Annotated in this window: 23 protein-coding genes and 2 pseudogenes; 6 read left to right on the top strand and 19 right to left on the bottom strand. The window is 69.4% G+C overall.

The window, feature by feature from the left end:
• Nucleotides 1–197: 197 nt before the first annotated feature.
• From ElP_RS06385 to ElP_RS06390, 3 genes are all read right to left on the bottom strand, one after another.
• On the bottom strand, nt 198–1,286 hold the full coding sequence (locus ElP_RS06385; protein WP_145267825.1) for an IS630 family transposase: 1,089 nt from the start codon (nt 1,284–1,286) through the stop codon (nt 198–200).
• Nucleotides 1,287–1,535: 249 nt separating this feature from the next.
• The gene (locus ElP_RS37685; RefSeq protein WP_197446757.1) at nt 1,536–1,712 is read right to left on the bottom strand and encodes a hypothetical protein; all 177 of its coding nucleotides are present in this window, start codon (nt 1,710–1,712) and stop codon (nt 1,536–1,538) included.
• A 1,038-nt stretch (nt 1,713–2,750) separates the two neighbouring features.
• Nucleotides 2,751–3,626, bottom strand: a complete 876-nt coding sequence (locus ElP_RS06390; protein ID WP_197446758.1) for an IS630 family transposase — start codon at nt 3,624–3,626, stop codon at nt 2,751–2,753.
• A gap of 293 nt (nt 3,627–3,919) precedes the next feature.
• Here ElP_RS06390 and ElP_RS06395 point away from each other — a divergent pair, with 293 nt between their 5' ends.
• The 3 genes from ElP_RS06395 (at nt 3,920) to ElP_RS06405 (ending at nt 7,242) form a co-directional block, all read left to right on the top strand.
• Nucleotides 3,920–5,140, top strand: coding sequence for an IS110 family RNA-guided transposase (locus tag ElP_RS06395; RefSeq protein ID WP_145267827.1), 1,221 nt, complete (start codon nt 3,920–3,922; stop codon nt 5,138–5,140).
• Nucleotides 5,141–5,283: 143 nt separating this feature from the next.
• A protein-coding gene (locus ElP_RS06400) for an IS630 family transposase (protein WP_390835503.1) occupies nt 5,284–6,416 on the top strand; the annotation gives its coding sequence in 2 pieces (ribosomal slippage) (nt 5,284–5,713 and nt 5,713–6,416; 1,134 coding nt in all).
• Nucleotides 6,417–6,436: 20 nt separating this feature from the next.
• Nucleotides 6,437–7,242, top strand: a protein-coding gene (locus tag ElP_RS06405) for an IS5 family transposase (protein ID WP_390835505.1) whose coding sequence is annotated in 2 segments (ribosomal slippage) — nt 6,437–6,791 and nt 6,791–7,242 — 807 coding nt in all. Because the reading frame shifts where the segments join, the coding sequence is not laid out codon by codon here.
• 241 nt (nt 7,243–7,483) lie between these two features.
• On the opposite strand, the gene ElP_RS06410 is transcribed toward ElP_RS06405, so the two are convergent.
• The 4 genes from ElP_RS06410 to ElP_RS06420 form a co-directional block, all read right to left on the bottom strand.
• Complete coding sequence (locus tag ElP_RS06410) at nt 7,484–7,906, bottom strand: transposase (RefSeq protein ID WP_390835507.1); 423 nt, start codon at nt 7,904–7,906, stop codon at nt 7,484–7,486.
• Nucleotides 7,907–7,925: 19 nt separating this feature from the next.
• Nucleotides 7,926–8,354 (bottom strand): hypothetical protein, encoded by a 429-nt coding sequence (locus ElP_RS39365; RefSeq protein WP_231749519.1) that lies wholly within the window; start codon nt 8,352–8,354, stop codon nt 7,926–7,928.
• Nucleotides 8,355–8,657: 303 nt separating this feature from the next.
• Nucleotides 8,658–9,533 carry a hypothetical protein gene (locus ElP_RS37690; RefSeq protein ID WP_197446759.1) on the bottom strand — a complete coding sequence of 292 codons (876 nt, stop codon included), beginning with the start codon at nt 9,531–9,533 and terminating at the stop codon, nt 8,658–8,660.
• Nucleotides 9,534–9,628: 95 nt separating this feature from the next.
• Entirely contained in the window at nt 9,629–9,913 is a 285-nt protein-coding gene (locus tag ElP_RS06420) for a hypothetical protein (RefSeq protein WP_145267830.1), read from the bottom strand.
• 188 nt (nt 9,914–10,101) lie between these two features.
• Between ElP_RS06420 and ElP_RS06425 the strand changes: the two genes are divergently transcribed.
• Nucleotides 10,102–11,151 carry an IS5 family transposase gene (locus ElP_RS06425; RefSeq protein ID WP_390835509.1) on the top strand — a complete coding sequence of 350 codons (1,050 nt, stop codon included), beginning with the start codon at nt 10,102–10,104 and terminating at the stop codon, nt 11,149–11,151.
• Between the two features lie 77 nt (nt 11,152–11,228).
• Here the strand turns inward: ElP_RS06425 and ElP_RS06430 are convergent, their stop codons facing one another.
• The 8 genes and pseudogenes from ElP_RS06430 to ElP_RS06465 form a co-directional block, all read right to left on the bottom strand.
• Nucleotides 11,229–11,543: a transposase gene (locus tag ElP_RS06430; RefSeq protein ID WP_145267831.1), complete on the bottom strand. Its 315-nt coding sequence runs from the start codon at nt 11,541–11,543 to the stop codon at nt 11,229–11,231.
• Complete coding sequence (locus tag ElP_RS06435; protein ID WP_145267832.1) at nt 11,543–12,121, bottom strand: helix-turn-helix domain-containing protein; 579 nt, start codon at nt 12,119–12,121, stop codon at nt 11,543–11,545. The genes ElP_RS06430 and ElP_RS06435 overlap by 1 nt, the downstream gene beginning before the upstream one ends.
• Before the next feature lie 333 nt (nt 12,122–12,454).
• A pseudogene (locus ElP_RS39375) lies at nt 12,455–13,731 on the bottom strand (CHAT domain-containing protein).
• Nucleotides 13,732–13,976: 245 nt separating this feature from the next.
• Nucleotides 13,977–14,630 (bottom strand): tetratricopeptide repeat protein, encoded by a 654-nt coding sequence (locus ElP_RS06445; RefSeq protein ID WP_390835512.1) that lies wholly within the window; start codon nt 14,628–14,630, stop codon nt 13,977–13,979.
• A 10-nt stretch (nt 14,631–14,640) separates the two neighbouring features.
• Nucleotides 14,641–15,854, bottom strand: a protein-coding gene (locus ElP_RS41070) for an ISAzo13 family transposase (protein WP_390834704.1) whose coding sequence is annotated in 2 segments (ribosomal slippage) — nt 14,641–15,377 and nt 15,377–15,854 — 1,215 coding nt in all. Because the reading frame shifts where the segments join, the coding sequence is not laid out codon by codon here.
• A 367-nt stretch (nt 15,855–16,221) separates the two neighbouring features.
• Nucleotides 16,222–16,509, bottom strand: coding sequence for a hypothetical protein (locus ElP_RS06455; RefSeq protein ID WP_145267834.1), 288 nt, complete (start codon nt 16,507–16,509; stop codon nt 16,222–16,224).
• Nucleotides 16,510–16,527: 18 nt separating this feature from the next.
• A complete protein-coding gene (locus tag ElP_RS06460; protein WP_197446760.1) occupies nt 16,528–17,889 on the bottom strand; it encodes a serine/threonine-protein kinase in 1,362 nt (453 codons plus the stop codon).
• A gap of 305 nt (nt 17,890–18,194) precedes the next feature.
• Nucleotides 18,195–18,999, bottom strand: a protein-coding gene (locus ElP_RS06465) for an IS5 family transposase (RefSeq protein WP_145278261.1) whose coding sequence is annotated in 2 segments (ribosomal slippage) — nt 18,195–18,684 and nt 18,683–18,999 — 807 coding nt in all. Because the reading frame shifts where the segments join, the coding sequence is not laid out codon by codon here.
• A gap of 297 nt (nt 19,000–19,296) precedes the next feature.
• Between ElP_RS06465 and ElP_RS41605 the strand changes: the two are divergent.
• Nucleotides 19,297–20,482 (top strand): annotated as a pseudogene (locus ElP_RS41605) (IS256 family transposase).
• Between the two features lie 24 nt (nt 20,483–20,506).
• Here ElP_RS41605 and ElP_RS06475 read toward each other — a convergent pair.
• Entirely contained in the window at nt 20,507–20,746 is a 240-nt protein-coding gene (locus tag ElP_RS06475) for a hypothetical protein (RefSeq protein ID WP_145267836.1), read from the bottom strand.
• A 319-nt stretch (nt 20,747–21,065) separates the two neighbouring features.
• On the opposite strand from ElP_RS06475, the gene ElP_RS06480 reads away from it, so the two are divergent.
• Nucleotides 21,066–21,329, top strand: a complete 264-nt coding sequence (locus tag ElP_RS06480; protein WP_145267837.1) for a hypothetical protein — start codon at nt 21,066–21,068, stop codon at nt 21,327–21,329.
• Nucleotides 21,330–21,379: 50 nt separating this feature from the next.
• Here the strand turns inward: ElP_RS06480 and ElP_RS06485 are convergent, their stop codons facing one another.
• The 3 genes from ElP_RS06485 to ElP_RS06495 all read right to left on the bottom strand — a co-directional run bounded on the left by ElP_RS06485 (nt 21,380) and on the right by ElP_RS06495 (nt 24,133).
• Nucleotides 21,380–22,108, bottom strand: a complete 729-nt coding sequence (locus ElP_RS06485) for a DUF1990 family protein (protein WP_197446761.1) — start codon at nt 22,106–22,108, stop codon at nt 21,380–21,382.
• Between the two features lies 1 nt (nt 22,109).
• Nucleotides 22,110–22,730 (bottom strand): DUF1990 family protein, encoded by a 621-nt coding sequence (locus ElP_RS06490; protein ID WP_197446762.1) that lies wholly within the window; start codon nt 22,728–22,730, stop codon nt 22,110–22,112.
• A 329-nt stretch (nt 22,731–23,059) separates the two neighbouring features.
• A complete protein-coding gene (locus tag ElP_RS06495) occupies nt 23,060–24,133 on the bottom strand; it encodes a twin-arginine translocation signal domain-containing protein (protein WP_145267840.1) in 1,074 nt (357 codons plus the stop codon).
• Nucleotides 24,134–24,181: the final 48 nt, after the last annotated feature.

Below are 24,181 nucleotides of genomic sequence, written 5' to 3' on the forward strand. Positions count from 1 at the left end.
CGTCATCCCGCTCCTCGCACCGTGAGGTGGGCCGATTGGCCCCGGCTTTCCCCCCCTCGGACACCCGTCGGCGTCGGGTCGCTACCCGCCGACCCCGCCGTACGTCCGCCTCGGGCCCTTCTCCCGCCCTTCTCCCAGCCACTCAAACACGGACCGCCGGATTTCCGGGCCGTGACGCCGCAGCAGGCGTTCAACATCTAGTGTCCCGAGTCGGAAGTCCGTTTACAAACCCGCTTGATGCGGTTGAGGATCAGGTCGGCGTCTGCGGCCCACACGAACGGCTTGGGGTCCGCGTTGTGGTGCTCCAGGTACCCTCGGATCGCCGCCTCCAACGCCGCCACGCTGCGGAACACGCCGCGTCGGATCCGCGTCTCGGTGATCTCCGCGAAGAACCGCTCGACCGGGTTCAGCCACGAGCTGCTGGTCGGCGTGAAGTGCGGGTGGTACTCCGGGGGCCGCAGGAACCATCGCTCCACCGCCGGCGTCTCGTGGGTCGCGTAGTGGTCCAGCACCAGGTGGACCTCCACGCCCGGCTCGCGCGGGACGCGGGCGTGGACCTCGTCCAGGAACCGCAGGAACCCCTTCGCGCGGTGCCTCCGGTGGCACCGACCGATCACCTCGCCGGTAGCCACGTTCGGGGCCGCGAACAGCGATGTGGTCCCGTTGCGGACGTAGTCGTGGGTAGGCCGCCCGGCCTGCCCCGGCGTCATCGGCAGCAGCGGCTGGGTCCGGCCCAGGGCCTGGACCTGGCTCTTCTCGTCGACGCACAGGGCGATCGCCCGCTCCGGCGGGCTCATGTACAGCCCGACGACGTCGCGGACCTTCGCGACGAAGAACGGGTCGGTCGAGAGCTTGGAGGTCTCGCGGAGGTGCGGCTTCAGCCCGAACGAGCGCCAGATCCGCCCGACGGCCGTCTGGGACATGCCGGCGGCCTCGGCCATGCCGCGGGTACTCCAGTGCGTGGCCGACTCGGGCTTGGTCTCCAGCGTCCCGGTGACGACCCGCTCGACGTCGGCGTCGGCGATCGTGCGCGGCGCGCCGGGGCGGGGCTCGTCGGCCAGCCCCTCCAGGCGTCGCTCGACGAACCGCCGCCGCCGGGTGCCAACGGTGGCCGAGCAGACGCGGGGCCTGGCGGCGACCGCCTCGTTCTCCAGCCCCTCGGCGCAGGCCGGGACGATGCGGGCGCGGGTGGCGCGCCGCAGGGTGCTCTCGGGGCGGCTCGCCCAGGTCGTCAACGTCTGCCGCTCGTCGTCGCTCAGGACCAGCTCGGCCAGCGGTCGCGCCATGTTGGGGTCTCCTTTGGGGAGACTCTACCGGGCGAACGGCGAGGGCGCAAGGTTATTCAACGGATTTCCGACTCAGGACACTAGCATGCCCGACCGGTCCTTCTTGCGGTTCCACGGCGGTCGGAACCACCAGCCCAACTCGCCGGCGGCCTCCAGCCGAAACTGGGCCAACCGCAAGAGGCTTGTCGTCACCCACCGGGCCTGACTCGTCCGCTCGATCGGCTTGCGGGCCCACGCCCAGCACTGCTCTCAGCCGAGCCGTCGCTTCAGGTCCCGGAAGCCGCCCTCCTGCCGGAACCGGGCGTCGGACAACCCGACGACTTGCAACCCGGTCAACCCGACGGCCGAGGTGACCAGGCTGAACCCCTTGGTGAAGCCCTCGATATGGGCGATGACCGCCCTGGCCGGGACACCCGGGCCGGCCACCTGCCAGAGGCAAACGACCTCCTTCCGGCGGACCTGCCGCTGCCGCCCTTAGACGAGGTCCTGCCGCTCGTGCCACGGCCCGGCCCACCGGCCGCCCCGCGGAGCGACCCCATCTTCTCGCCCCACTTCGGCATCGGCCCCCGGTGCCCCTCGCGGCGTTCGGTCGGCGGCGGGACATGCAGTCGGGCGTCGTGCCGCAACCGGGTCAAGAACTCGATGCGGGGCGAGCCGTCCTCGGGCTTGGCCAGCGGCCGGATCACGCTCTTCAGGGCATAGCCGCCGTCTAAGACCGTCAAGTGTCGCCCGCCCGTGATCCGGGCCTGCTTCCAAGATCAGTTCGACGGCCAGTTTGCACTTCGTGCGGAAGGCCACCCTCGGCCCGGCGGACCCCGATCGGGCCGGCGGTTGTGACTTGCGAAAGTAGAGCCGCCCGGAGATCGGCAGGGACCAGGCGGGCCGGGCGGGCTCGTCGAGAAGTGCCTTGAGCACGACCCAGTTGTGGTCCCGCGCGGTGGCGGCCCGGTTGGGGCAGCGGGCGGTGTACTCGTGGGAGTCGCAGGTGCCCCAGGCATGTTTGCATGCGCGGTGAAACTTGGTGTCATCGACGGCCGAGACGAGGTAGCCGTTCCAGGTGCGGCCGGGGCCTGCTCGACGAGCCGGATCAGGCACCGGTTGACGGGCTCGGTGTCCCAGGCCCCGAACTCGGCGAAGCGTTCCATCGTCCGCCAGTCAGCGGGCCGGTCGAGGGCGAGGACCGACTGGGTGACGGTGTGCTCCCCGACGTTGAGGGCCAACCCGGTGACCCGCTCGACGAAGCGGCGGTGTCCGGGCCGAGTGAAGGCCCAGGCGAAGGGCCTCAGCAGTGCTTGCCAGATCGACCGGGGGAGCGTAGCGTCCGTCATCGGGGCATCTTCCGCTGCGGGACCGGATGAGGTGGTGATCAACCCATCAATATTCGCTCAAGAGATGCCCCGCTCAAGGGGCTACAGAAGTTCAGGAGGAGTGCAAGATTTCGGAGAAACTACTGGTTACTGCGTTTCACGATTGGGTTGCGCAGAGGCCGCAGTGCTTCAACCAGCCCCGGATATCCGACGGACACACTGCCCGCGGTGCCACCCCCATGGCCTCGCAGGCCGCATCGGTCGTCCGCGCCTCCGCCGAACGAAGCTTCCCCTTGACCTTGGAGTCCATCTCCTCGATCGGCGAGTCGTCCGGGCTGTACGGCGGCAGTGGCAGTAGATGCGCCCCCACCCCCTCGGACGCCCGGCGGGCCCCGGCCGACTCGTGCGGCTTCAGGTTGCCCCAGGCCACCACATCCCCGGCACCCAACCGCGACGCCAACGCCTTCCGGACATACCCCGCGAAGGTCGTCGCGTCCATGGCCCCCTCGAAGGCCGGCGGCGCCACCACGCCCGAGCGCCGCGATCCGGCGATCAGCGTCACCGACTCCCAGTGGCCGGGCACCGAGCCGCGGACCCGTTGACCGCGAGGTGCCCGGACATAGGTCCGGGTCATCGCCGTGTGGGCCCCCGCCCCGTCGATGAACACCAGGCGCCGGGGATCGAGGCCTGCCATTACCTTGCGGAAGGCCCGTCGCTTCCGCCGGACACGGCGCGAGTCCCGCTCGGTGGCGTGCAGCGACTTCTCCTCGCGGCTGACCTTCCGCTCGCGCAGCTTGCGGTAGATCGCCATGCGGCCGCAGGGGACGCCCACCCGCGCGGCCAGTTCCTCCAGCGTGGCGTCGGGTTGCTCCCGGACCAGTCGGCGCAGGCGTCGCCGGGCGGCCCGGTCCAGGGCCGGGGGATGGCCGCCGCCGTGGGGTGCGGAGGCGACCGGTCCGGCGCCGCCGCCGGAGCAGTCGAGTGATGGAGGAGACGCTGACGCGGTGGCGAGCGGCGATCTCGGGTTGCGCACCCTCGCCGGCGTCGAGGGCGGCGACGACCCGCTGGCGGAGGTCGATCGAATACGGTCGCATGGGACACCTCCTCGCGATGCCCGCCCCCTCCATGACACCGGAACAGCTGCCCAAGAGTGAAACGCAGTAGTCCCTCATGCCGCGGAGCGGCACGCTGAGAGCATGAAAATGGGCTGCGATCGGCGTATCTTGGACTGAGAGTCTGTTCCAAAAGAGAGCATGAAGGCCGGAGCCGTTCGGAAGGCAGACTTGAGCGAGTGACACGCTCGTCCCCTTCCCGGAGACCTCGGCCATGACCACCACCAAGAAGAAGATCCGCTTCGTCCGCCCGAACTCCTCGACGTCCTCGACGCCCCGCCTCGACTCCGGCGAGACGGCCCACGTCGGCGTCGACGTCCACAAGGCCAGCCACCACGTCGCCGTCGTCACCGACCTGCGGGGCCTCGTCGCCTCCCGGACCCCGCCCGCCGACCCCGAGTCGCTCAGCGAGCGGCCCAAGCCCATCGGCTCGCAAGTCGCCCGGGTCGTCTACGAGGCCGGTCCGACCGGCTTCACGCTGGCCCGACGGCTCAGGTCCTCCGGGCTGCGAGCCGGGGTGATCGCCCCGTCGAAGACCCCCACCATGCCGGGCCCCGAGGCCGAGAGCGACCGGCTCGACCGCCGCAAGCTGGCCGTCTTCGCCCGGAAGGGGCCGCTCCAACCCGTGCGCGTCCCCGAGGAGCGGGAGGGAGCCGACCGCCGGGTCCTGCGGCTGCGTGAGCAGCTGGCCCGCAAACTCCGCGCGGCCCAGCAACAGGTCCAGGCGTTCCTCCTCCAGCATGGCATCGCCGAGCCGGCGGGGCTGACCCGCTGGACGGCCGCGTCGGTCGACGCCCCTCGCCGGCTGGAGCTGACCCCCGAGCCGCGGCTCCGCCCGGACGTGATGCTCGACGAGCGGCAGCATGATCGGGAGCGGGTGGCCCGCGCCCCCCGACGCCTGGAGGAGTCGGCCGGGGCGGGCCGCCATCGCGAGGCGGTCGCGACGCCGCGGACGGCGCCCGGGGTGGGGCCGATCACGGCGATGACCTCCCGCGTCGAGCTGCACGACCCGGCCCGGTTCCGCGACGGCGGCCAGGTGGCGCGGGTGATCGGGCTGGCGCCGCAGGTCTCGCAGGGCGGCCCGACGCGCCGCGAGGGGCGGCGGCTGAAGTCGGGCAACGCCCGGCTGCGGACGGCGCTCGTCGAGGCGGCCCGGAGGTGGGTCGCCGGCGATGAGGCGGCGAAGGCGCGATACCGCCGGCTGGTCGCCACGACCGGCAACGGCAAGAAGGCCATCGCGGGGATGGCCCGGCGTCTGGCGATCCTGCTGTGGCGGCTGAGCCTCAGCGGTGAGCCCTACCGGGCGGCCGCCTGGCGGCCCGGCCCGGCCCCGGCAACCCCGGAGCGGCCCGGTTCGCGGCCGCGACCCCTGCCCGAGCGACCGTCGAGTGGGGCAGGACGACCCCGAGCCAGTGAGGATCTGCGAGTGAGGTGACCGCGTCGCGCCCCCGGCGAGCTGACAGCGTGTTGGGAAAGCGTGACCTAGTGGGCCGTCAATCTTCATTTGACCGGTAGCGTAGGGTCCTGTCTTGATGAGGTTTGGCGAAGGCACGAACCTCATGAACCAGGAGCATCGCGATGGACAAGTACCGGGTCACCCTGACCGAGGAGGAGCGGGCTGAGTTGCAGCACCTGGTCTCCACCGGCAAGGCTGCCGCCCGCAAGCTGGCCCATGCCCGTATCCTCCTCCTGGCCGATACCAGAGCCGGCCAAGAGCACTCGGATGAGCGGATCGCCGACGCACTTGGGGTCAGCCTACGAACCATCGCCCGGGTCCGTCAGCGGTTCGTCATCGACGGCGTTCAGGCGGCCATCAGTCGGGGTCCCCAGCCGCCACGACCGGACAAGATCAAGATCAAGGGGGACATCGAGCAGCGGTTGGTCCGACTGGCGTGCAGCGATCCGCCGCAGGGCCGATGCCACTGGACGCCGCAACTGCTGGCCGACGAACTGGTCGTCCTGGGCCTGGCCGAGTCGATCAGCACCGAGACCGTCCGCCAGGCTCTCAAAAGAACGACATCAAGCCCTGGATCGTCGAGACCCGGTGCATCCCGCCCGAGGCCGACGCCGAGTACGTCTGGCGGATGGAGGACGTGATCCAGGTCCACCTGCGGCCCTACGACCCGAGGTTCCCGGTCGCCTGCTTCGACGAGGCGTGCAAGCAACTCTTCGGCGAGGTGCGGCCACCCAGGCGGTGCCGCTCGGGCCGACCGGCTCAGGTGGACTACGAGTACGAGCGGGAGGGCGTCTGCCACCAGTTGATGATGTGCGAGCCGCTGCGGGGCTGGCGTCATGTCAAGGTGACCGGACGCCGGACCCGGCGGGACTACGCCGGCTGCATCCGGGACCTGGTGGAGGTGCACTACCCCCGAGCGGAGAAGGTCCTGCTGGTGCAGGACAACTTGAATACGCACGACGGGGCGAGCCCCTACGAGGCGTTCTCGCCGGAGGTGGCACGTCGGCTCCTGGACCGGATCGAGTTCCACTACACACCCAAGCACGGCAGTTGGCTGAACATGGCCGAGACGGAGATCAGCGTCATGAACCAGCAATGCCTGGATCGCCGGCTGGAGAGTCCGGCCAAGCTGGCGGCGGAGGTGGCGGCCTGGGAACACCGGCGGAATGTGAGGAGAGCCCGAATCCACTGGACCTTCACACTGGCCGCCGCTCGCCGGAAGCTGCGGAAGCTTTACCCGTCAATTGAAGATTGACGGCCCACTAGCCTTCCGGCATGGACACACGAGCCGCCTACCCGAGTGACCTGACCCGCGACGAGTGGGCCCAGGTCGAACGCGTCATCCCGGCCCCGAAGCCCGGCGGCCGCCCCGCCAAGCACGACCGCCGCGAGATCGTCGACGGCCTGCTGTACGTCGCCCGCACCGGCTGCCAGTGGCGGGCCATGCCCCACGACCTGCCCCCCTGGGCCACCGTGTACTGGTACTTCCGCATCTGGAAGCGGGACGGCACCTTCGATCGCCTGATGGACCTGCTCCGCGGCGACGTGCGCCAAGCCGAGGGCCGGCAGCGGCAGCCCTCGGCGGCGATCCTCGACAGCCAGTCGGTGAAGACGACGGGAAGGGGGGGCCCCGCGGCTACGACGCGGGCGAGCAGGTCCACGGCCGCAAGCGGCACATCCTCGTGGATGCGCTCGGCCTGATCCTCGCGGTCGTGGTCCACGCCGCCGACATCCAGGACCGCGACGGGGCGCGGCTCGTCCTGGAGCCGCTGCGCCGCCGCTTCATGCGCCTGCGGACGATCGTCGCCGACTCGGTCTACAACGGCGGGATCGCCGAGTGGGTCGCCTCGCTGCGCCCCCGCAACAAGCGCCGCCTGGAGATCAGGGCGAAGGAGCCGGGGGCCAAGGAGTTCAAGCCCATCCCGCTCCGCTGGCGGGTGGAGCGGACGTTCGCCTGGCTGGGGCGGAGCCGCCGCCTCAGCAAGGACTATGAGGCGACGACGGCCAGCAGCGAGGCGTTCATCAAGCTGGCGATGATCCATCTGATGGCTCGGCGGCTGGCCAGGAATCTGGGGAAGTGAAGGCTTTCCCAACAGGCTGTGAGGTCGCGGAAGACGGCTGGACGAGAAGGCGAGGAAAGCTGAGTCCGATGCGCTTCAATGAGGCCGCGACCCTGAGGTCGCGGAAGACTGGCGGTGCCCGAGAGCTTTGTTGGGCGGTGGGTTACGATCAGACTTGCGAGCGGTTCACAGAATTTGCTGATTGGCACAGCTAACTCCGATGAACGAGGTCACGAAAACAGTTGCCGCAAAACAAATTGGCTCATGGGGCCGAATCCATGCTCGGGGGTCTCCCCAGCAGGACTCGCAGGAATTCATCGGTGACGGACTTAATCTCGAACCCCCACTGGAAGACCGCCTGATACCGGGCCAGGTACCACTCGCTCACGCCGTAGAACCGCCTCAGGAAGTCCCGGGCGTGTGTCCAGATCCCCTCCTGCGTGTCGCAGTGCACCTCGCGGACCCCGTCCCCGTCGTCGTCCCGCGCCCAGGTGGACTTCGGCCCCCAATGGTCCACCGTCACGCGCACCCGCCCCATCCGGGGCAAGCCGTTGTACCCCTTCCACTCGTCGGTGTCGACCACCGTCCCCTCCAACGTCGCGCAGTCGATGACCTCCTCCAACTCCGCCGCGTTGGCGTGACCCAGGACCTCCGAGCGGAATTCACCCGACCGCCGCCCGACCACGCCGGCGATCGGCGGGCGGTCATCGGCGAAGGTGCCGTGCCCGCGGCGGCGATTGGCCCGCCGCCGCGGCGGGTCGGCCGGGTCGCGATGCGGGATGCCTTTCTTCCCCCGCGTCCTGATCCATCTCGTCGGCCTCGACCACGGCGTCATCCAGCGGGTTGCGGTCCAGCCCGAGCCGGGCGTTGTCCTGGAGCCGGCGCCGCAGCTCCAGCAGGTGCTTGCGGTCGCAGCCCGGCTCGCGCGCCATCCGGGCGGTGGGCTCGCCCGTGGCGACGCCGTGGAGGATCAGCAGCAGTTGGCCGGGGCGGGGGTGCGTCCCCTGCAGGGCGGCCCCGGTCCAGGCGTTGAAGACCCGGCCGCGATGACCGCACTGGTACTCCAGGACCGGCTCCCGGTGGCGGCTGTGGATGCCCAGCCGCTCCCGTCGGCCGCACCTGGGGCAGGCCAACCCCCCGGGGTGCAGCAGTTCGACCAGCTTGCGGTAGCAGGCGTCCTCGTCCAGGAAGTCGATCAGGGGAGGTCCATGGCGGGGCCCTCCGCGTGATGCGACGGATCTCCCTCGATGCGAACGCCTTCGGAAACGGTCGTCAAGATGCCGGGCACGGATTCGGCCCCATGAGCCACTTCCGGTTATAGCCCCCGCCCCATAAGCCGCACCCGTTCCCGCCCAGCCAGAGGACGGGAATCAGCAGGGATTCCGTGCGTCATCTCCTTGGAGACGGCAATCCTTAGCATGCAATTTTTCTGCTTATCACGGATTTCGGGGAGCCCTGCGATCCCCTCCGAGTGAGGCCGAGATCAGCAGGTTCTGGAGCCAGTCGGGGTGATACCGCTTCCCGTTGAGCCGTTCCGCCGGGCTCCTCAACTCGGGGGTCTCTCGGACCGTCCAAGGGCACATCGGGGCGAAGTTGTGGATCAACGCCCAACCTCGCAACCCCTGCTCAGCCGCTGCCGATTTGCCGTGCAGTTGCTGCGTGCAGGACAGGTGGCAGTCGAGCCGTCGCAACAGCCGGTCCACCGGGTTGCTCGTCCGAGGGCAGCCGGGATGGGCGTAGGCCAGGGCGAACGCCTCGCGCTCCTCGCACAGTGACAGCACCTTCTCCCGCACGATCGGCTTGTCGATGTGCTTCGGGGCCCCCTCCCGCAGCCGGCGAAGCCGTTGCGAGAAGGTGCGGGCATCCGGGGCGTGATACGCACCCCAGACCCGCCCCCGGAGGGCATCGAAGGTCTCCTTCAGGTGCTTGGCCCGCTCCCGGATCTCCAGGGACGCATGGAGGAAGCAGAGGATGATCGTCGCCCCCTGGAACAACGCCCGCCAGGCCGCCTGCGTGGCGGCCCAGCCGTCGGTGTTGACCGTCCGGGGCCGGTACTCCGGGTCCAGGTCCCGGACCCCATCCCGGGACACGCCGTAGGCCCTCGTCAACTCGTCCTGATCCGCCTTCTCGGCCAACGCCAGGCCCAGGCAGCACTCGCCGCCGGCGGTGGCCGCCAGGTAGACCTCCTCGCCGGCCAAGGTCGTGTGCTTCTCGTCGGCGACCAGATGACCGGGCAACCGCTCCGGTCCCTTGACCGTGGCCCCCACCAGGCCGGATCGGCCAAGCGTGCGTCCCAGGCGATGCCAGTACATCGGGCCCCGCCCGAAGACCTCGGTCAGGGCCCAGTCAGGGACGGCGAACTTGCGGAGAAAAGGGGGGCCTGCACGTCCTCGGTGTGGGCGGTCAGCTACGGCATCAAGAACGACGGTCGGACCAGGGAGCTCTGGCCGTCGCGGAGGTCGATCCGCCGGAGCCTCCAGCCGGCCTTGCGGGAGGTGTAGGTGTCCTTCATGCGATAGCCCCGCCGGATCTCGGATGGGAACAGTTCCGGATGGGCTTCGATCTGCTGGCCCAGATACTCCCGGAACCGCTCGGCATCGCCTGCGATCTGCTCATACTTCTGCGGGGCGCGGGGGATACAGATGGCCTTCTGTCCCCGGAGGGGCGGGGACGTGGGGTCGGCTGCCGGCATGGCGTCGTCCCTGCTGATGGCTCACGAGGCGGAGATCCGTGACCCTCAGCATAGCCGCTGTCGGACGGGCTGACATGGACATCCGCTTCCATCCCCCAAATCCGTGATAAGCAGCAATTTTTTCCGTTCCGAGGGGCGTTGTTGCACGAAGGGGCTCGCCTGGCCGATGGACTCCCGTATACTTCGGCATGAGCCAGACCCGCACCCCTTGCCGAACTCGTCGTCCTCGCCAATCGTCCGCTCGCCAGGCCACCGAGAAGGCCGTCTACCGCATCCGCAACTGGCGGGAATACAACCAAGCCCTCGTCAACCGGGGCTCGCTGACCGTCTGGGTCGATCAAGAGGCCCTCGACGCCTGGCTCTACCGGGGTCCGAATCGGTGGGGAGCCCAGTACATCTGCAGCGATGCGGCCATCCGGTGCCTGCTGACGCTCCGGGCCGTCTCCCACCTTCCCCTGCGGGCCACCCAGGGCATGGCCGCCTCGATCTTCGAGCTGATGGGCCTGGACCTGGAGGTGCCCCACTACAGTACCCTCTCCCGTCGGGCCGTCGAACTGGCGGTGGGCCTGGCCCGCAAGAGCGAGGGGCCGCTGCATCTCGTCCTCGACAGCACGGGGCTGAAGGTCTACGACGAGGGGGAGTGGAAGGTCCGCAAGCACGGCTATTCGAAGTGGCGGACGTGGCGGAAGCTGCACCTGGCCATCGAGGCCGAGACCCATGGGATCCAGGCGGCGATGGTGACCGAGGCCGGGGTCGATGACGCCGAGATGGTCGAGCCGCTGCTCAAGCCGATCGACCGGGAGATCGCCGCTGCGGCGGGCGACGGGGCCTACGACAAGCGGAAGGTCTACCGGGTGCAGGAGCACCGCACGGGGACGATCCTGATCCCGCCGAGGAGCAATGCCAGGATCTGGAAGCACGCCGATGCGCCCGGTCCGCCATTGGCCCGTGACGAGAACCTGCGTGCGATCCGACGTTCCGGTCGCAAGGCGTGGAAGCGGGAGTCCGGTTACCACATGAGGTCGCTGGCCGAGACGGGGGTCTGTCGGATGAAGGTGATCTTCGGCGATCATCTGGCCAGCCGGAGGCCGGAGTGTCAGGTGACCGAGGGTGCGATCCGGGGCCGGGCGTTGAACGTCATGACTCATACGGATTCCGGAGTTTATGTTCGTGGTGCGACGTATGGCGCCGCGCAGGTCGAGCGGATCAGTCTCGGCACCAGGCACACCGCCCGCTAGGCTGCGACCGCCGCCTCAGCCAACGCTTCGTAGTCCCGGTACACCCGCAGCGACCAGTAGTGGCTCCGAAGGTAGTGTCACAGGTCCTCTACTGGGTTCAGCTCCGGGGCGTACGGCGGCAGCTCGATGATCGTGACGTTCGGCGGCACGTCCACCGCCTCGCCGGTGTGGAAGCCGGCCCGGTCCCGGATCAGTACGGCGTGGACGCCGGGCGCCAGCCGCCCCGACAGCTCGCGCAGGAAGCGGTTGATCGTCGGCACGTCGAGCCGCGGCATCACTAGCCCGACCGCCTGGCCGCTGCCCGGGCAGGCGGCCGTCAGGACGTAGCACCACTCGTACTCGGTCTGCCGCACGCCGCGCGGCCGGCTGCCGCGGCGGGCCCAGACGCGCATCAGCGTCCCCTGCCGGCCGAAGCGGGCCTCGTCGGCGAACCAGACCTCGACCCGCTCGCCCGGGTGCCGCCGCTTGATGTGGCCGATGCGACGGCGGATCCCCTTTTGACGCGAGCCTGGGCCTCGGGGTCGGACTTGCAGTGCGCCGGCCGCGGCACCGGCGGCTTGTAGCCGATCCGATGAAGCAGGTCGTAGGTCGCCTGGCGGCCCGGTTCGACGCCGAACTCCTCGCGGAGGATGCGGCGGACCTCCGGCCCGCGGAGGGTACAGACGCCGTCGGCCGGGGTGGGCCCGGCGTCGAGCCGGGCCCGCAGCCGCTCGGCCGTCTCCGAGCCGACCCGCGGCCTCGGGCCGCGGCCGCCGCGGTCGGCGAGGGCGTCGGGCCCCTCCTCGTTGTAGCGGCGGACCCACTTCTGCACCGCCCGCTCGGTGCAGCCCAACGCCGCGGCGATGGTCGGGGCGGTGGCGCCCTCGACGGCCAGGGTCACGGCGCGGAGGCGTCGCCAGAGCGAGGCGCGTCGCTGGCGGTCGGTCAGCTCACGCAGTTGCTCGGGAGTGTGGTGGGGCTCGACGTGCATGGTGCGTGCTCCTAAGGGTCCCTACGGTGATGGAAGGACGAGGCGCAACCGGCATGCCACGAACGAAAACGACGGAAGGCGTATCACCTCGGGATGCCGCAGAGCGTGCGGGTGGCGTAGGCCGATCCAAGCCGGGAGACTCCCCGCAACTACACTCTCCGTGCAACAACGCCGTTCCGAGGCGTGACCCCAACGACACCGGCGGCGGCCCGAGGACCAACACCTTCATCTCGATCGAGACGATCATCGATCCCTGAGGAGTCCTCACGGTCGCACCCGGGCTCCGGAATCGACGATCGCCGATCGCCGAGCCCTCAAGGCCCACCATCCAACTCAATTCGGGTCGCCGATCAGGATGAATCCGGCCCAGTCGTGCGGGTGCTCGAACGGGTGTGCCGACCCCGCCACCCCGGCCACGGGTCGCTCGCCGCGGCTCGCGTCGGACTCGTCTAGCTTCAACCGCTTCAGCTCCGCCTCCGCCCGCTCAACGTCCAGCCCGCGCAGCCACTGCTTCGCCTCGTGCAGGGCCTCGGCTTTCGCCATCGGCCCGGGCAGGCCGTCGCGGCGGCCGAGCAGGTTGGTGTAGAAGCGGCTCATCAGGAGCGTTGTCGAGCGGTCGGGCACCTCCCAGAGGCTCAGGACCAGGCGCCTGGCCCCCTTACGAACAATGCCTGCGAGAACCCCAGGTATCCCTCTCCCCCGGCGTAGCGTCCCAGCCCCGTCTCGCAGGCAGACAAGACGACCAGGTCGGCGTCGAGGTCCCAGGTGTTCACGATCTGCTCGGCCGTGATCGAGCCGTCGGCCTCCATCGCCAACGGTTCGGCCGATCCGTCCGGCTCGGGGGCCAGCCGGATCGCCGAGCTCATCGCCACGTGCGGGTTCGTCTTCCCGTGCGCCGCGAAGTGGAGATACCGTAAGCCCTTCAATGCGCCCGACCGCGCCAGCCCCTGCACGGCCGGCTCGGTGGCCCGCTCGCCGAGCAGGATCGTCGCGTGGCCGTCGGGGAAGAGCCCACTGATCAGCTCGACCTCGCGCCTCGTGCCGGGTAGCCGCGCCAGGGATTCGCCTCGCGTAAGAGGCTTGAGCACTTCCCCCGCTGCCCGCTGGGCCAAGACGACCTCGGCCGCTGGGCGGCTCGGGTCGTGGTTGATGCCCAGCTCCCCGGCGGCCACCTCGATCTCGCGGACCTCGCCGTTGCGCCATAGCTTGACCGGGATCCGCGTCGCCCCTTCCTCGGCAGGGACCGTCTTCAGGTCGGCGCCCGAGTTCAGGACGACGCCGTTGTACGCCAGCAGCGCGTCGCCCACCTTGATGCCGAAGAGGTCGGCATTGGCGCTCGGATCGACGGCCAGAATGGCGATCCCGTGGTCGGGAGGCGTGGGCGGCTCCGCGTCCGGCTCGGCCAACGGATAAGTCGGATCGCCCAGCGCCAGCAGCTTCGGCCCTCCGGACTCCTCTTGGCCCTGTGGTTCAACCAGCATGGCGAACATTGAGCCCGACGGCGCATAGCTGACCACGAACTGTTTCGCCCACTCCGGCCCGGCCGCCAGCAGTGCCTCGACGGGCACCCCGGCCATCGCCGCCGACGGCAAGACGATCAAGTGCCGCACGCCCTCCAGACGCGGCCGAAGCGGCGCGATCCGCTGTCGCGCGAGCGACCCCGCGGGCTCACGCCAATCGGGCGAGTCGCTCCGAATCGCCTCTCGCAGCGCCTCGGGACGCCCGTCATCCTCCTTGGTCTAGCTTGGGCCGGCTCCCGTGCCCGGGGTGTGTATCCAGATTGGATCGCCCTCGCGTCGGACCACGCAGGCCCAGTGATAGGCCGAGCGGTCGCGGCCCTGCGGTCCCTTCGGGTCTACGTCCACCCACCCGACCAGCGCCGTATCGGCCGGCAGGGTGGCGCGGATTTCGTCGAGGGGGGTGGGCGAGCCGGCGAACTCCCGTACTGATCGTTCAGCTCATTCTCCAGAGCCACGTATTGGCTATGAAGGATGCTGTGCCGCTCACGCAGGTCGTTGAATCGACGATCCTCGTCCTGACTACGGCTTGTTCTCGCCGATGCCCGCCCGATCTGCTCATCGAGCGCCTGGAGCTGGCCGCGCAGGTCGGCCTCGTGTCGTCGCTGGTCGACGGTCAGGGGCCGGAACTGCCGCGCGGATAGGTCATCCAGCAGGCCCCGAGCCAGGTCGGCCTCCCAGTTCCGCCAGGCGTCCAGCGGCTCACCTAGCTGGGCCAAAGCCACGGCAAGCGCGGATCGAGCGGATGTGTCCCGCCCCAAGGCTCGCTCGAGGCCGCTCGCGCCGCCAGCGGATCGGCTCCCCTCGACGCCGGCCACGGCGGACTTCCAGTATGCGATGTCCTCACTGGGCCGATCCTGGAGGTCCAGGTAGAGGGCGAGACGCCCGTGGCTCCGGGCCGTGACAGGATGGTCGGCGCCCAGGGCCTTGAGGTTGATCGCGACCACCTTCCGGAGCATCAACTCGGCCTCGACGTATCTGCCCTGAGGCACCAGAAAGAAGCTACGTCTTCCGTGGCCTGCCTCGCTTACGAGGGATCTTCACGAACCACTTCTCAAGCGACGGCAGGCGGATCACCTCGGCCTCCAACGCCTCCATCTCCTCGGGCTTCAGCCTGACCCCCTTGGCGTAGGTCGTCTCCACCAGGCTGACCACCGGGTGCTTCCGCTTCCAGGTCATCGATCGGGCGAATCCCAACACCGCCTCCACCGAGTCCAGCAGCGACCCGTTCCAGTGCATCTCCAGCACGCCCCAGCACCGCTCGATCGGGTTGTACTTGCTGTGGTACGGCGGGTAGTACGCCAACTGCACCACCAGGCGATACTTGCGGGCGAAGGCCACGATCCGCTTGAGGAACTGGCTCCGCCGGCTGTGGTTCTCCGGGCCGTTGTCCAGGTTGATCACCAGCGTCTTGACCCGCAGGAACCGCAGGCGGACGCCCTCCCACCATTGCTCCAGGCGATCGGCGATGAAGTCGCTGGTGACCTTCGACCGGGCCATGTACAGCCACAGGTCGTCGTGCTCGGGCAGGAAGATGCCGAAGGGGGTCAGCGTCGCCACGGGCTTGAAGTCGTGATCCGCCGCCTTCGTGCCGGTCCGGCTCCGGCCCCGCCGTGAGAAGGGGCCGACATGCACCGTCGCCTTGGCGTCGATCGAGAGCCGCAGGGTGCCCCTGGCCCGATCCGCCTCGGGGTTGACCGCCTTCAGTTGATCGAAGATGGCATCGGTCTGCGGGACTCTTTTTGGGGGCGGCACTTGGCCACCCTGGAGAGGCGATAGCCCAGCAGGTTCAGCTTGGTGTTGATGGTCTGCTGGGTGGGCAACTCCTCGTCGGTGTAGCCCTTCGTGGCGATCAACTGGCGTCGGACCTCGGCGGCACTGATCCGGGTGAAGAGCCCCTTGGTCTGGAACTTGGGGTCGGCCTGGCTCTGCCCGTCGGCGATGCTGCGGATGTCATCGAGGAGTCGGGGCAAGTGCTCCTCGGCGGGCTTGCGACGGCGGGCCGAGAAGGCGTCCACGCAGGTCATGCCCGAGCGGAGTTCGTGCGTGCCCTTGCGGATGGTCTCCCGGCACCAGCCGAGATGCTCCTGGGCCCAGCGTTGTCCACCCCGCCCCATCGCTGCGACGGTCTTGGCCATGAAGACTCGCTTCGGACTGCCCTTGAGGGCCTTGGCGGCATCGATGAGGACGGGGATCATCTCGGGGCTGGGCCGCATCTGCGTATCTCCTTGATCTCCTGGTGCGAAGGTCTCAGGATACGGAAGAGTTTTGTCCTTTCAATCCCCTAACGCGTTGAGCGTCCGCGTCGGCGAGCTGTTTCGGGGCCGGGGCTGAGGGCGGGTCCTGTGCAGGGGCCGGACCAGAGGACCAGGAACCCAGTGCCAAGATCAGTGCCGACCACCCGCGTAGGCTGTACCTGGAAGTCGGAGCGAAGTGCCACAACATCGCGGAGGCTCCTGGTGCAAGGTTTGGGGGGACTCCCTCAAGTAGCGAACCAGACGGGCGAGAGAGTTCGTCCGTGTGTCGACCTCGTGGCAAGGATGGTGGCCCCGAAGACTCGGCCCCCCACGAAGATGGGGACGATCACTCGGTCGGCAAGACCGGGAAGGCAATCGCGCGGGCCGCGTCCACGCCTGGGACCTGCCGCAGATACTCGCAGACTGCGGCCAACGGCTCGGGCTCGGCTGAGGGCGCGCGGCGCTCCGTGCCGCGATGGGGATCGTCCGTCACGGTGAGTGCCCGGCCATCGAACCGCCACACGCCCTCGGTTGCCGCGATAGACTTCCAGGGCAAGCCGGCCTGCGCGTCCCATTCCGAGAACGTCGGCAGCGACTCGCGCGAGGCGACCAGCACGAACGCCTGGAGACCCATGCCGTCGGTCAGGCCGTATTAATCGCCGGCCCCGGCCGGATAGTCGATCTCGGTCGTTGGGCTCGGGGGGGTCCCTTCCTCCGCCTTGGGGCAGAAGGAAACCGACCCGTCCGGGTTCAGCGCAATCAGGTAGCAGTACGCCGGCTCGTTCAGCTGGGCCTTCACGCGCACGTTGTCGTTGGACCGGGTGGAGAAGGTCAGGACTCTGATCGTCCCCTGCCCCGTCCTCGTGTTGCCTTGGAATCGCTCGACGTCCAGCGACTCGATTACCAGAGGCGTGGCCGCCAAGTCTGGAGCGGGTGCCGCATCCGGGGCGACCGGCACGGGCGGGGCCGGCCCACCCTGGCCCTCGACCTCAGGGTTCCGAGAGATGATCCCGACGACCGCTCCCAGCCCGAGGACCGCCGCCGCCCAACCGGCTCGACGCCGCCAGCGGCCCGGCGACGGGAAGGTCTCGCTGGCGATCGAGCTCGTCTCGGAAATCGGCTCGCCCTTCGGAAGCGATGCCATATCATCGTCGAAGAGCCGAGACAGGTCGTGCCCGACGGCCCAGGGAGCCAGCGCCTCGGCCACCTCGCGCGGCTCGGCGGGCCGGACGACGGGCTTCTTGGCCAGCAGGCGGTCTTGCAAGCACAGCAAGCCGGGCATCCCCGCCAGCTCGGGCCGGAACCGGGTGATCGGCGGCACCGGCTCCTGGCGATGCGCCACGATCTTGCGGGTCAGGCCTTCGTGGCGATCGTCGCCGAACGGCGGCCGGCCGGCGAGCAGACAATAGAGCGTACAGCCGAGACTATAAAGATCCGATCGGATGGTCGCCGAGCGGAGGTCGTCGGCCTGCTCGGGCGCCAGGTAGTCAGCCGTGCCCCCCATCGAACCGTTCTGCGTCAAGGAGTCGGCCACGTCCTCGACCAGGCGTGCCAGGCCGAAGTCGAGCACCTTGACCACCCCTTCGGGCGTCAGCATCAGATTCGACGGCTTGATGTCGCGGTGGACCAGCTTTTTCTCGTGCAGGGCCTGGAGCCCCCGGGCCGCCTGCCGGGCCAGCTCGCACGCCTCGGCCACCGGCAGCGGCCCGAGTCGCCGGACCAGCCGTTCCAAGTCGTTGCCGAGCACGAGGTCCATCACCAGGTACGGCCGGCCCCGGCTTACGCCGCCGTCGGTGGCCCGGACCAGGTTCGGGTGGTCGAGCAAGCCGACCGCCTTCATCTCGCGCTCGAACCGCCGGACGGCGTGCTCGTCGTGCCGGCCGGCCCGGATGATTTTCAAGGCGACCTCGCGCCCCAGCCCCCGATGCGGGGCGCGGTAGACCTGACCCAAGCCGCCGTGCCCGAGCGGCCCGAGAACCTCGTAGCGCTCGCCGACGACCTCGCCGACGGCCAAGCCCCCGTCGGGCGACGGCACGAACGGCGAGGAGGAACCGAAGCCGCTTGGCTTCGAGGGAACCGTCGGAAGGTCCTTACTGATCGCTGCGCAGGGAAGTTTACTATCCGGTTCCGGAAAGGCCGAAAATCACTGGTTCCGGGAGGCCACAGAGTTAACTTCTCTGCGCAGCGATCAGTAGTATCGCCCGGGCCACTTCTCGGCACCCCGTCCAGCCCCGCCTGCGTCTCGGCCATGACCGCCTCCCGCCCTCGCGAGGCCATCGCCGCTCGTCACATCTTCCTTAAGTAACTATCTCAATAGCGTCATGCGGCCCTGATCCGGTGGAGCCTCCGGTACCAGAGCAGGCCGCAGGCCGGTTGGATCAGGCCGAGGGAGTTCTCCTCATGCTCGTCGTAGCGGACCAGCAGCCCCCGACACTTCGACAGCCAGGCCAGCGTCCGCTCCACCACCCAGCGGCGGGCCTTCCGCCGGCCCGGCCGCCGCTCCGGGCGGGGTCCGCCACGGGCCGGACGGATGTGGGGGACATACCCATGCCCCTCGGCCACCCCACGAGCCGGTCCGTTGTCATACCCGGCGTCCAGGCACAGGTGCTGCTCGACCTGCTCGGGGTCGGGCCGCTCGGTCACCACCGCACGGATCGTCGCCTCCAGCAGCGTGAAGTCCGGGGCGTTGGCCCCGGCGATGACCACGCCCAGCGGCCCGCCGTCGCCCTCGACCAGCAGGCCCTGCTTGGTCCCCGGCTTGGCCCGGTCGGTCGGGTCGGGGCCCGTCTGTTTCCCCCCCGAACCGGGCCTTGCCCGGCCGCCCGTCGGCCGCCTGCCACCGCCATTGGACCTCGCCCAGCTCGTCGCACTCCTCGACCAGCAGGGCCCGGATCCGCTCGAAGACGCCGTGGCGGCACCGCCGCTGGGACCAGCGGTGCACCGGGCTGTCGTCGCCATACTCCCTGGGCAGCGTGTGCCACTGGCAGCCGCTGCGGGGGCGGGAGATGATGCCGTCGAAGGCCGCCCGCCAGTCGATCCGGCCCCGGCCGCCGTGCTCCTCGGGCGGCGGCGGGGCGTCTTCGAGCAGGATCGGCTCGATCCGCTCCCAGAGGGCGTCGGGCACCTCCCAGATGGTCTCCAGCGGCTTGACCCCTCGACTCTTCCGTCCCATGGCTGCGTCTCCTGAGGTGATCGCCCCGCCCCCTCAAGGTACGCAGCCGGTTCGGGTTAGGTTCTGAGATAGATTCCTAGGTGGGAGAGTCCGTAGTAGGAATGCCGAAACGCCCTCTGGCGAATGTCGGATAGTGCATCCTGGTTTCTGGAAATCCCCCGCCCGCCTGGGCGAGGGCTCGGCTTGAAGCGGCGGGTCACCGCCGGTCCCCCCGGAAAGTGCCGACCGACCCCAGGGAGACCGCCGCCGATGACCCACCAGGATCAACCTGCCGCCATCGACGAGGTCATGGAACTGCTGGCCGAGCATGGCTCCGACGGCCTGGCCCAGGCCATCGGCGTCCTGCGCGACGAGCTCATGGAGCGGGAGCGGACCCAGGCCCTCGGGGCCGCCCCCCACCGGCGATCCGAGGCACGCAAGGGCTCCGCCAACGGCTCCAAGCCCCAGACGCGGCACACCCCGATGGGGCCGATCGCCGTCCGGGTGCCGCAGGCCCGAGGCCTCGACTCCTATGCCTCGGCGTTGGAGAGGGGCGTCCGCAGCGAGCGGGCGTCGAAGCCGGCCGTCGCCGAGAGGGACGGGCCGGGCGTCTCGACCGGCAAGGGGGCCGCCATCGCCGAGCGGCCCCGCGGGTCGGAGGTCACCGGCAGTCAGGTCAGCCGGGCCGCCGGGGCCCTCGACGAGGGGCCGGAGGGGTGGCGGGGCCGCCCGCCGGGGGAGACGCCGTACCCGATCCCGGATGCCCGCGACGAGGAGGTCCGCCTCGGCGGCTCGATCGTCTCGTGTGCGGTGCTGAATCGTCTCGTGTGCGGTGCTGACGGCCATCGGCATCGATCCCGGGGGCCGGCGGTCGATCCCCGGGGTCGGCGTCTCGATGGCGGAGGCGGAGGTCCACTGGCGGGGCTTCCCGGCCTCGCTGCAGGCCCGTGGGCCGCACGGGGTCGAGATGCCCACCGGCGACGCCCACGCCGGCCGGGAGCAGGCCCTGGCCGCCCGGCTGACCGGCGTGCCGCGGCGGCGGGGCCAGTCCCCCCCGGCGGAGGACGCCCCGGCCTACGTGCCGAGGCCGTCGCTGCCGCCGGAGGTCGCCGCCGGCCCGCGGGCGGTCTTCGACGCCCCGGATCGCGGCGAGGCCGAGCGGCGACTGGGCCTGGCGGCGAAGAGGTGCCGGGCCGTGGCCCCGAAGCCGGCCGAGTGGCCGGAGCGGGACGTGCCGGAGGGGCTGACCATCTTCACGCTGCCGCCGGGCCACCGGCGGCGGCTGCGGACGAGCGACATGCCGGAGCGGCTGAACGAGGAGGTGAGCCGGCGGACGCAGGTGGCGGGGTTGTCCCCGAACGAGGGATCAGTCCTGCGGCTGGTCAGTGCGGTGTTGATGGGGATCAGCGAGGGCTGGGAGACAGGGCGGAGACGTTTGGCGACGGGACCGGGGTGACCTGTCCGCCTTCAGGCCGGGAATTTACAGAAAGGGGGTTGCACGATCGGCGAAGTCCTCCCGGCAGCGGAGCCCGCTCCGTTGCTCGTTGAGCCCCGTCGCGACCGTGTCGCGCCCCCAGCCGAAGCGACGCCCGGCCTGGTGGGCGTTGCCGACGCAGAGTTCGGTGGCGACCTCGGCCTGGAACAGGCGGCGTTGATACCCGGTGAGCCGCCGGGCGGCCGAGCGGATCAGGGCGTCGCGGCGAGCGATGGCGTCGTCCATGGGGGTGGCCCGGCCTGCCGACGAGACGGTGAGCGATCGCCCAGAGTCTCCCATGACCGGGCCGGACAGGACAGCCCCGAGCGGGGTAGGTTTTCACTCACCGATCGCCTTAGCCCTTCACAAGGCGTCGGCATACATCTTGCATGGTGAGAAAGGTCGGATCGACGAATCGTCCCTGATTCCAAGGATCGTCCAAGATCGCGGAGCGTTGAAACGGGCCGCATGCCCCGGGTCACTTGAGGAGGGGTTCCGCCCATTCGACATCCAGGCGAACCGGATCGGGGAAGCTAAGGTTCAACCACACGACGGAGCCGTTGAGATGACCGCACCCCGCGCCGAGTTCGAGATGAGCGTCCAGGCCCACCAGCACGAGGAGGGATACGTCACCAAGGTGATCGAGCATTACACCAGCATGGTCCCCTCGGGCGTTTACTTGACGTCGGCCTTCGCAGTGGTCGGACTGTCGCTCGGGCTCCGTGTTGCGGGCAAGAAGGAAATGGCCCACTTCGTCGGCCTCTGGCCGGCGACGATCTTGCTCATGGGCGTCTACAACAAAATAGTGAAGATCCACGGATCAGACTGATCCCAACGGCGGTGCACCGGGTGGAACGCCGTCAGGTTCAGGCCCGTCGCTCATCGTCCCGAGGAAGGTTCGGTGCGATGGGGTTCGGGATCGCCACGGTGTGCCAGTTTCCCCGGCTCGGAGATCCGGTGGGGTGCGGGATCGCGGGCCAGACGTCGGAGACGCTCGGGGGCGCGGACGCGCCATCGATGGCGATACCGCTCGCCGATGAGCAGGAATCCGACGCGGCTCCACCAGTTGGGGAAGTCTCCGAGCAGCCAATGGGCCTCGATCTGGAAGTGGACCTCGCCGCTCAGGTGGTCCTTGGTCAGCAGGAACCACTCGAATCCTCGCTCGATGTGCCCGGCCAGGGTGTCGTAGCGGAAGCCGAAGACGGTGAATCCCTGCTGCGTCTGTTCCCGGACCTCGGTGACCCGACAGCCCCCGAGGAATCGGAATCCGAGGACCTTCAACTCCAGGAGCATGTCCCGATCCAGCGCAGGTGCATCGGGGTCGAAATGGCCCACGACGATACTCGGATCGGAGAAGTCATAGTTGATCACCCCCTGGCGGGCCCGTTGATAAATCCCGTCGGGCTCGGGGGGGCCCTCGGCCTCGACGCCGAGGCTGTCGTGGGAACCGTCGACGGTCCAGCCGTGGGCGACGGTCATCCGATCGGCGGGCTCGTCGAAATTGACGGGGCGGTCGGAGAGGGCGGCGAGCATCGCCTGCAATTCGCCCTCGGACCAACCCCTCCCGAATCTCCAGGGCCAGGGCGCGTGGGTTCGCGCCAGCTCCATCTCAACCTCCCCCATCCTGCTGATCTGTCGGCTCATCGGGCCCACCTGGGCGGTCGGCAGGCCGTTCCTCGACGACTCGGGTCCGTACCTTCACCGCGTCGAGGACACGGCCATCGCAGGCCTCGGCCACATTGCCGATGAAGTTGATCCAGCAGCGTGCCTGCATCTGCTTGCCCATCAGCAAGAAACCGGCGAAGTTCATCAGGCCGTTGGCCCGGGTCCTGCTCCGGATGCGGAAGCTCGGTCGGCCTGCCGGGTCCTTGCCGGCCGAGAAGGTGATCCGGCCGGCCTCGGGGTGCCCCTGGAGGGTTCGCATTGTCATGCTGAGGTCGTCGGCGTGGACGACCCTCACGGAGCACGTGCCGACCAGGGAGAGCTCGATGTCCAGGACGTCCCCGACCTGGAGCGATTCCCCTTCTCCCCGGCTCTGGCAGCAGAACCTGGCCGTCTCGGCCGGGGCGAAGCAGACGAACCGGGTCCGGACCAGGTCGGCGATTTTCTCGGGGGCGAGGTCGGATGCCTCGATCACCGCGAGATATTCGCGTTCCAGCAAGGGGCCATAGCCCTGTGAGGCGAACACGATGCCCGATGGGTCGGGCCGGGCCTGGGTCAGGCGGACCACGGTCGGGGCTCCGAGAAGGCCGATCCGAGTGATTGTTGCTCGGAATCCACGCAGTGCAAGTCCCGGGCCAATTACACTCGCCTGAACATCCACCCCGCGTTTCGGGAAGGGCGACGACATCACGCCCGAACGCGTCCTGTTCGCATTCGAGGCCGACCATTCTGCGTCGATCCGTGGGGAGCGGTGTGCACGCCCGCTTCCCCGCTCGAGGATGATCTGGGGTCGCCGGGCGGGACCCGATGGACCGAGGATGAATGGGCCTACGATGCCCGCGTCGATGAATTCCTCCCGAGTGGCCCGCCCCTCGACCGCCCGAGCAGGGACGCCCGTCAGGAGAGGCGACGGAGTTTGGTCAGTCGTCCGGGGAGGACCCACTCGGCGACGAAGATGTTGCCCTCGGCGTCGAAACAGGCGTCGTGGGGGTGGACGAAGTGGCCGGGCCGCCAGCGGTCGGGCTCGACGCGGACTTTGAAGCCGTCGAGGACTTCGGCGGTCCACTGCGGGTCGTCGCCGAGGTGGGTGATGACGTTGTTGTCGCGGTCGAACAGGCTGACCCGGGCGTGGAGGTCGGGGACGAGGAGGACGTCATCTCGGGTGTCGAAATGGGCGGGGAAGCTGACCTCGTCGACGATCGAGCGGAACTGGCCCTCGGGGGAGAAGTACTGGAGGCGGGCGTTGGCCCGATCGGCAACGACCACGTCGGGCTCCCGGCCTGCTCGGTCGTCGAACCAGATGCCGTGCGGCGTGCGCATCAGCCCGGGTTCGGTGCCGGTGCCGCCCCAGGTGCGAGTCCATTCGCCCTTCTTGTCGTACTGATGAATGTAGTTCGAGCCGTAGCCGTCGCAGACGTAGAAGCCGCCGTCGGGGGAGAACGCGACGTTGGTCGGGCTATAGCGGGCCTCCGGGTCGGCGTAGACGCCGGGCTCCACTGGCTTCTCCTTGACCCAGACGACCTCGCCGTTCAAATCGGCCTTGACGACGAGGTTGATGGGGAACATGAAGGCCAGGTAGAGGAATTCCCGGCCATCCTCCTCGTGGATGTCGATACCGTGTCCGCCCCCATGGTACTCCTTGCCGAAGGAGCGGACGAATTTGCCCTCCGGGTCGAAGACCACGACGGTGTCCTGGGCCATCGCCGGGGACGACGGCCGGTCGGGGCCTGCCCGGTGTGTCACGTAGATCATGCCGTCCTTGTCGACGGCGACACCGTGGGTCTCGTACCACTCGATGTGGTCGGGCTTGGCTCCCCAGTCGTGGTGGCATTCATACTGATAGTCGCCTTCACCGACGACGGGAGCGCCCCGGTCCTGGGTTCCCCGAGCGTGGGGGGACGCGGCGGCCGAGAGGCCGGCGGCGCCAGCTGCCTGGAGGAAGGCGCGGCGGGAGAGGTTCGACGCGGTCATCGTGGCTGCCCCCTTGGGATCGTCTTGCGACGCGATGCGGCGGGATCA

It is taken from the genome of Tautonia plasticadhaerens, from assembly GCF_007752535.1.
GTDB classification, from domain to species: Bacteria; Planctomycetota; Planctomycetia; order Isosphaerales; family Isosphaeraceae; genus Tautonia; species Tautonia plasticadhaerens.

Coding starts and splice junctions, on each gene's coding strand:
- ElP_RS06425 (WP_390835509.1), top strand. CDS start 10,102: ATGAGCCAGACCCGCACCCCTTGCCGAACTCGTCGTCCTCGCCAATCG.
- ElP_RS06485 (WP_197446761.1), bottom strand. CDS start 22,108: ATGGAGCTGGCGCGAACCCACGCGCCCTGGCCCTGGAGATTCGGGAGG.
- ElP_RS06435 (WP_145267832.1), bottom strand. CDS start 12,121: ATGCACGTCGAGCCCCACCACACTCCCGAGCAACTGCGTGAGCTGACC.
- ElP_RS06495 (WP_145267840.1), bottom strand. CDS start 24,133: ATGACCGCGTCGAACCTCTCCCGCCGCGCCTTCCTCCAGGCAGCTGGC.
- ElP_RS06385 (WP_145267825.1), bottom strand. CDS start 1,286: ATGGCGCGACCGCTGGCCGAGCTGGTCCTGAGCGACGACGAGCGGCAG.
- ElP_RS06455 (WP_145267834.1), bottom strand. CDS start 16,509: ATGGGTCTCCAGGCGTTCGTGCTGGTCGCCTCGCGCGAGTCGCTGCCG.
- ElP_RS06420 (WP_145267830.1), bottom strand. CDS start 9,913: ATGCCGGCAGCCGACCCCACGTCCCCGCCCCTCCGGGGACAGAAGGCC.
- ElP_RS06430 (WP_145267831.1), bottom strand. CDS start 11,543: ATGCGCGTCTGGGCCCGCCGCGGCAGCCGGCCGCGCGGCGTGCGGCAG.
- ElP_RS37690 (WP_197446759.1), bottom strand. CDS start 9,533: ATGTACTGGCATCGCCTGGGACGCACGCTTGGCCGATCCGGCCTGGTG.
- ElP_RS06395 (WP_145267827.1), top strand. CDS start 3,920: ATGACCACCACCAAGAAGAAGATCCGCTTCGTCCGCCCGAACTCCTCG.
- ElP_RS06475 (WP_145267836.1), bottom strand. CDS start 20,746: ATGGACGACGCCATCGCTCGCCGCGACGCCCTGATCCGCTCGGCCGCC.
- ElP_RS06480 (WP_145267837.1), top strand. CDS start 21,066: ATGACCGCACCCCGCGCCGAGTTCGAGATGAGCGTCCAGGCCCACCAG.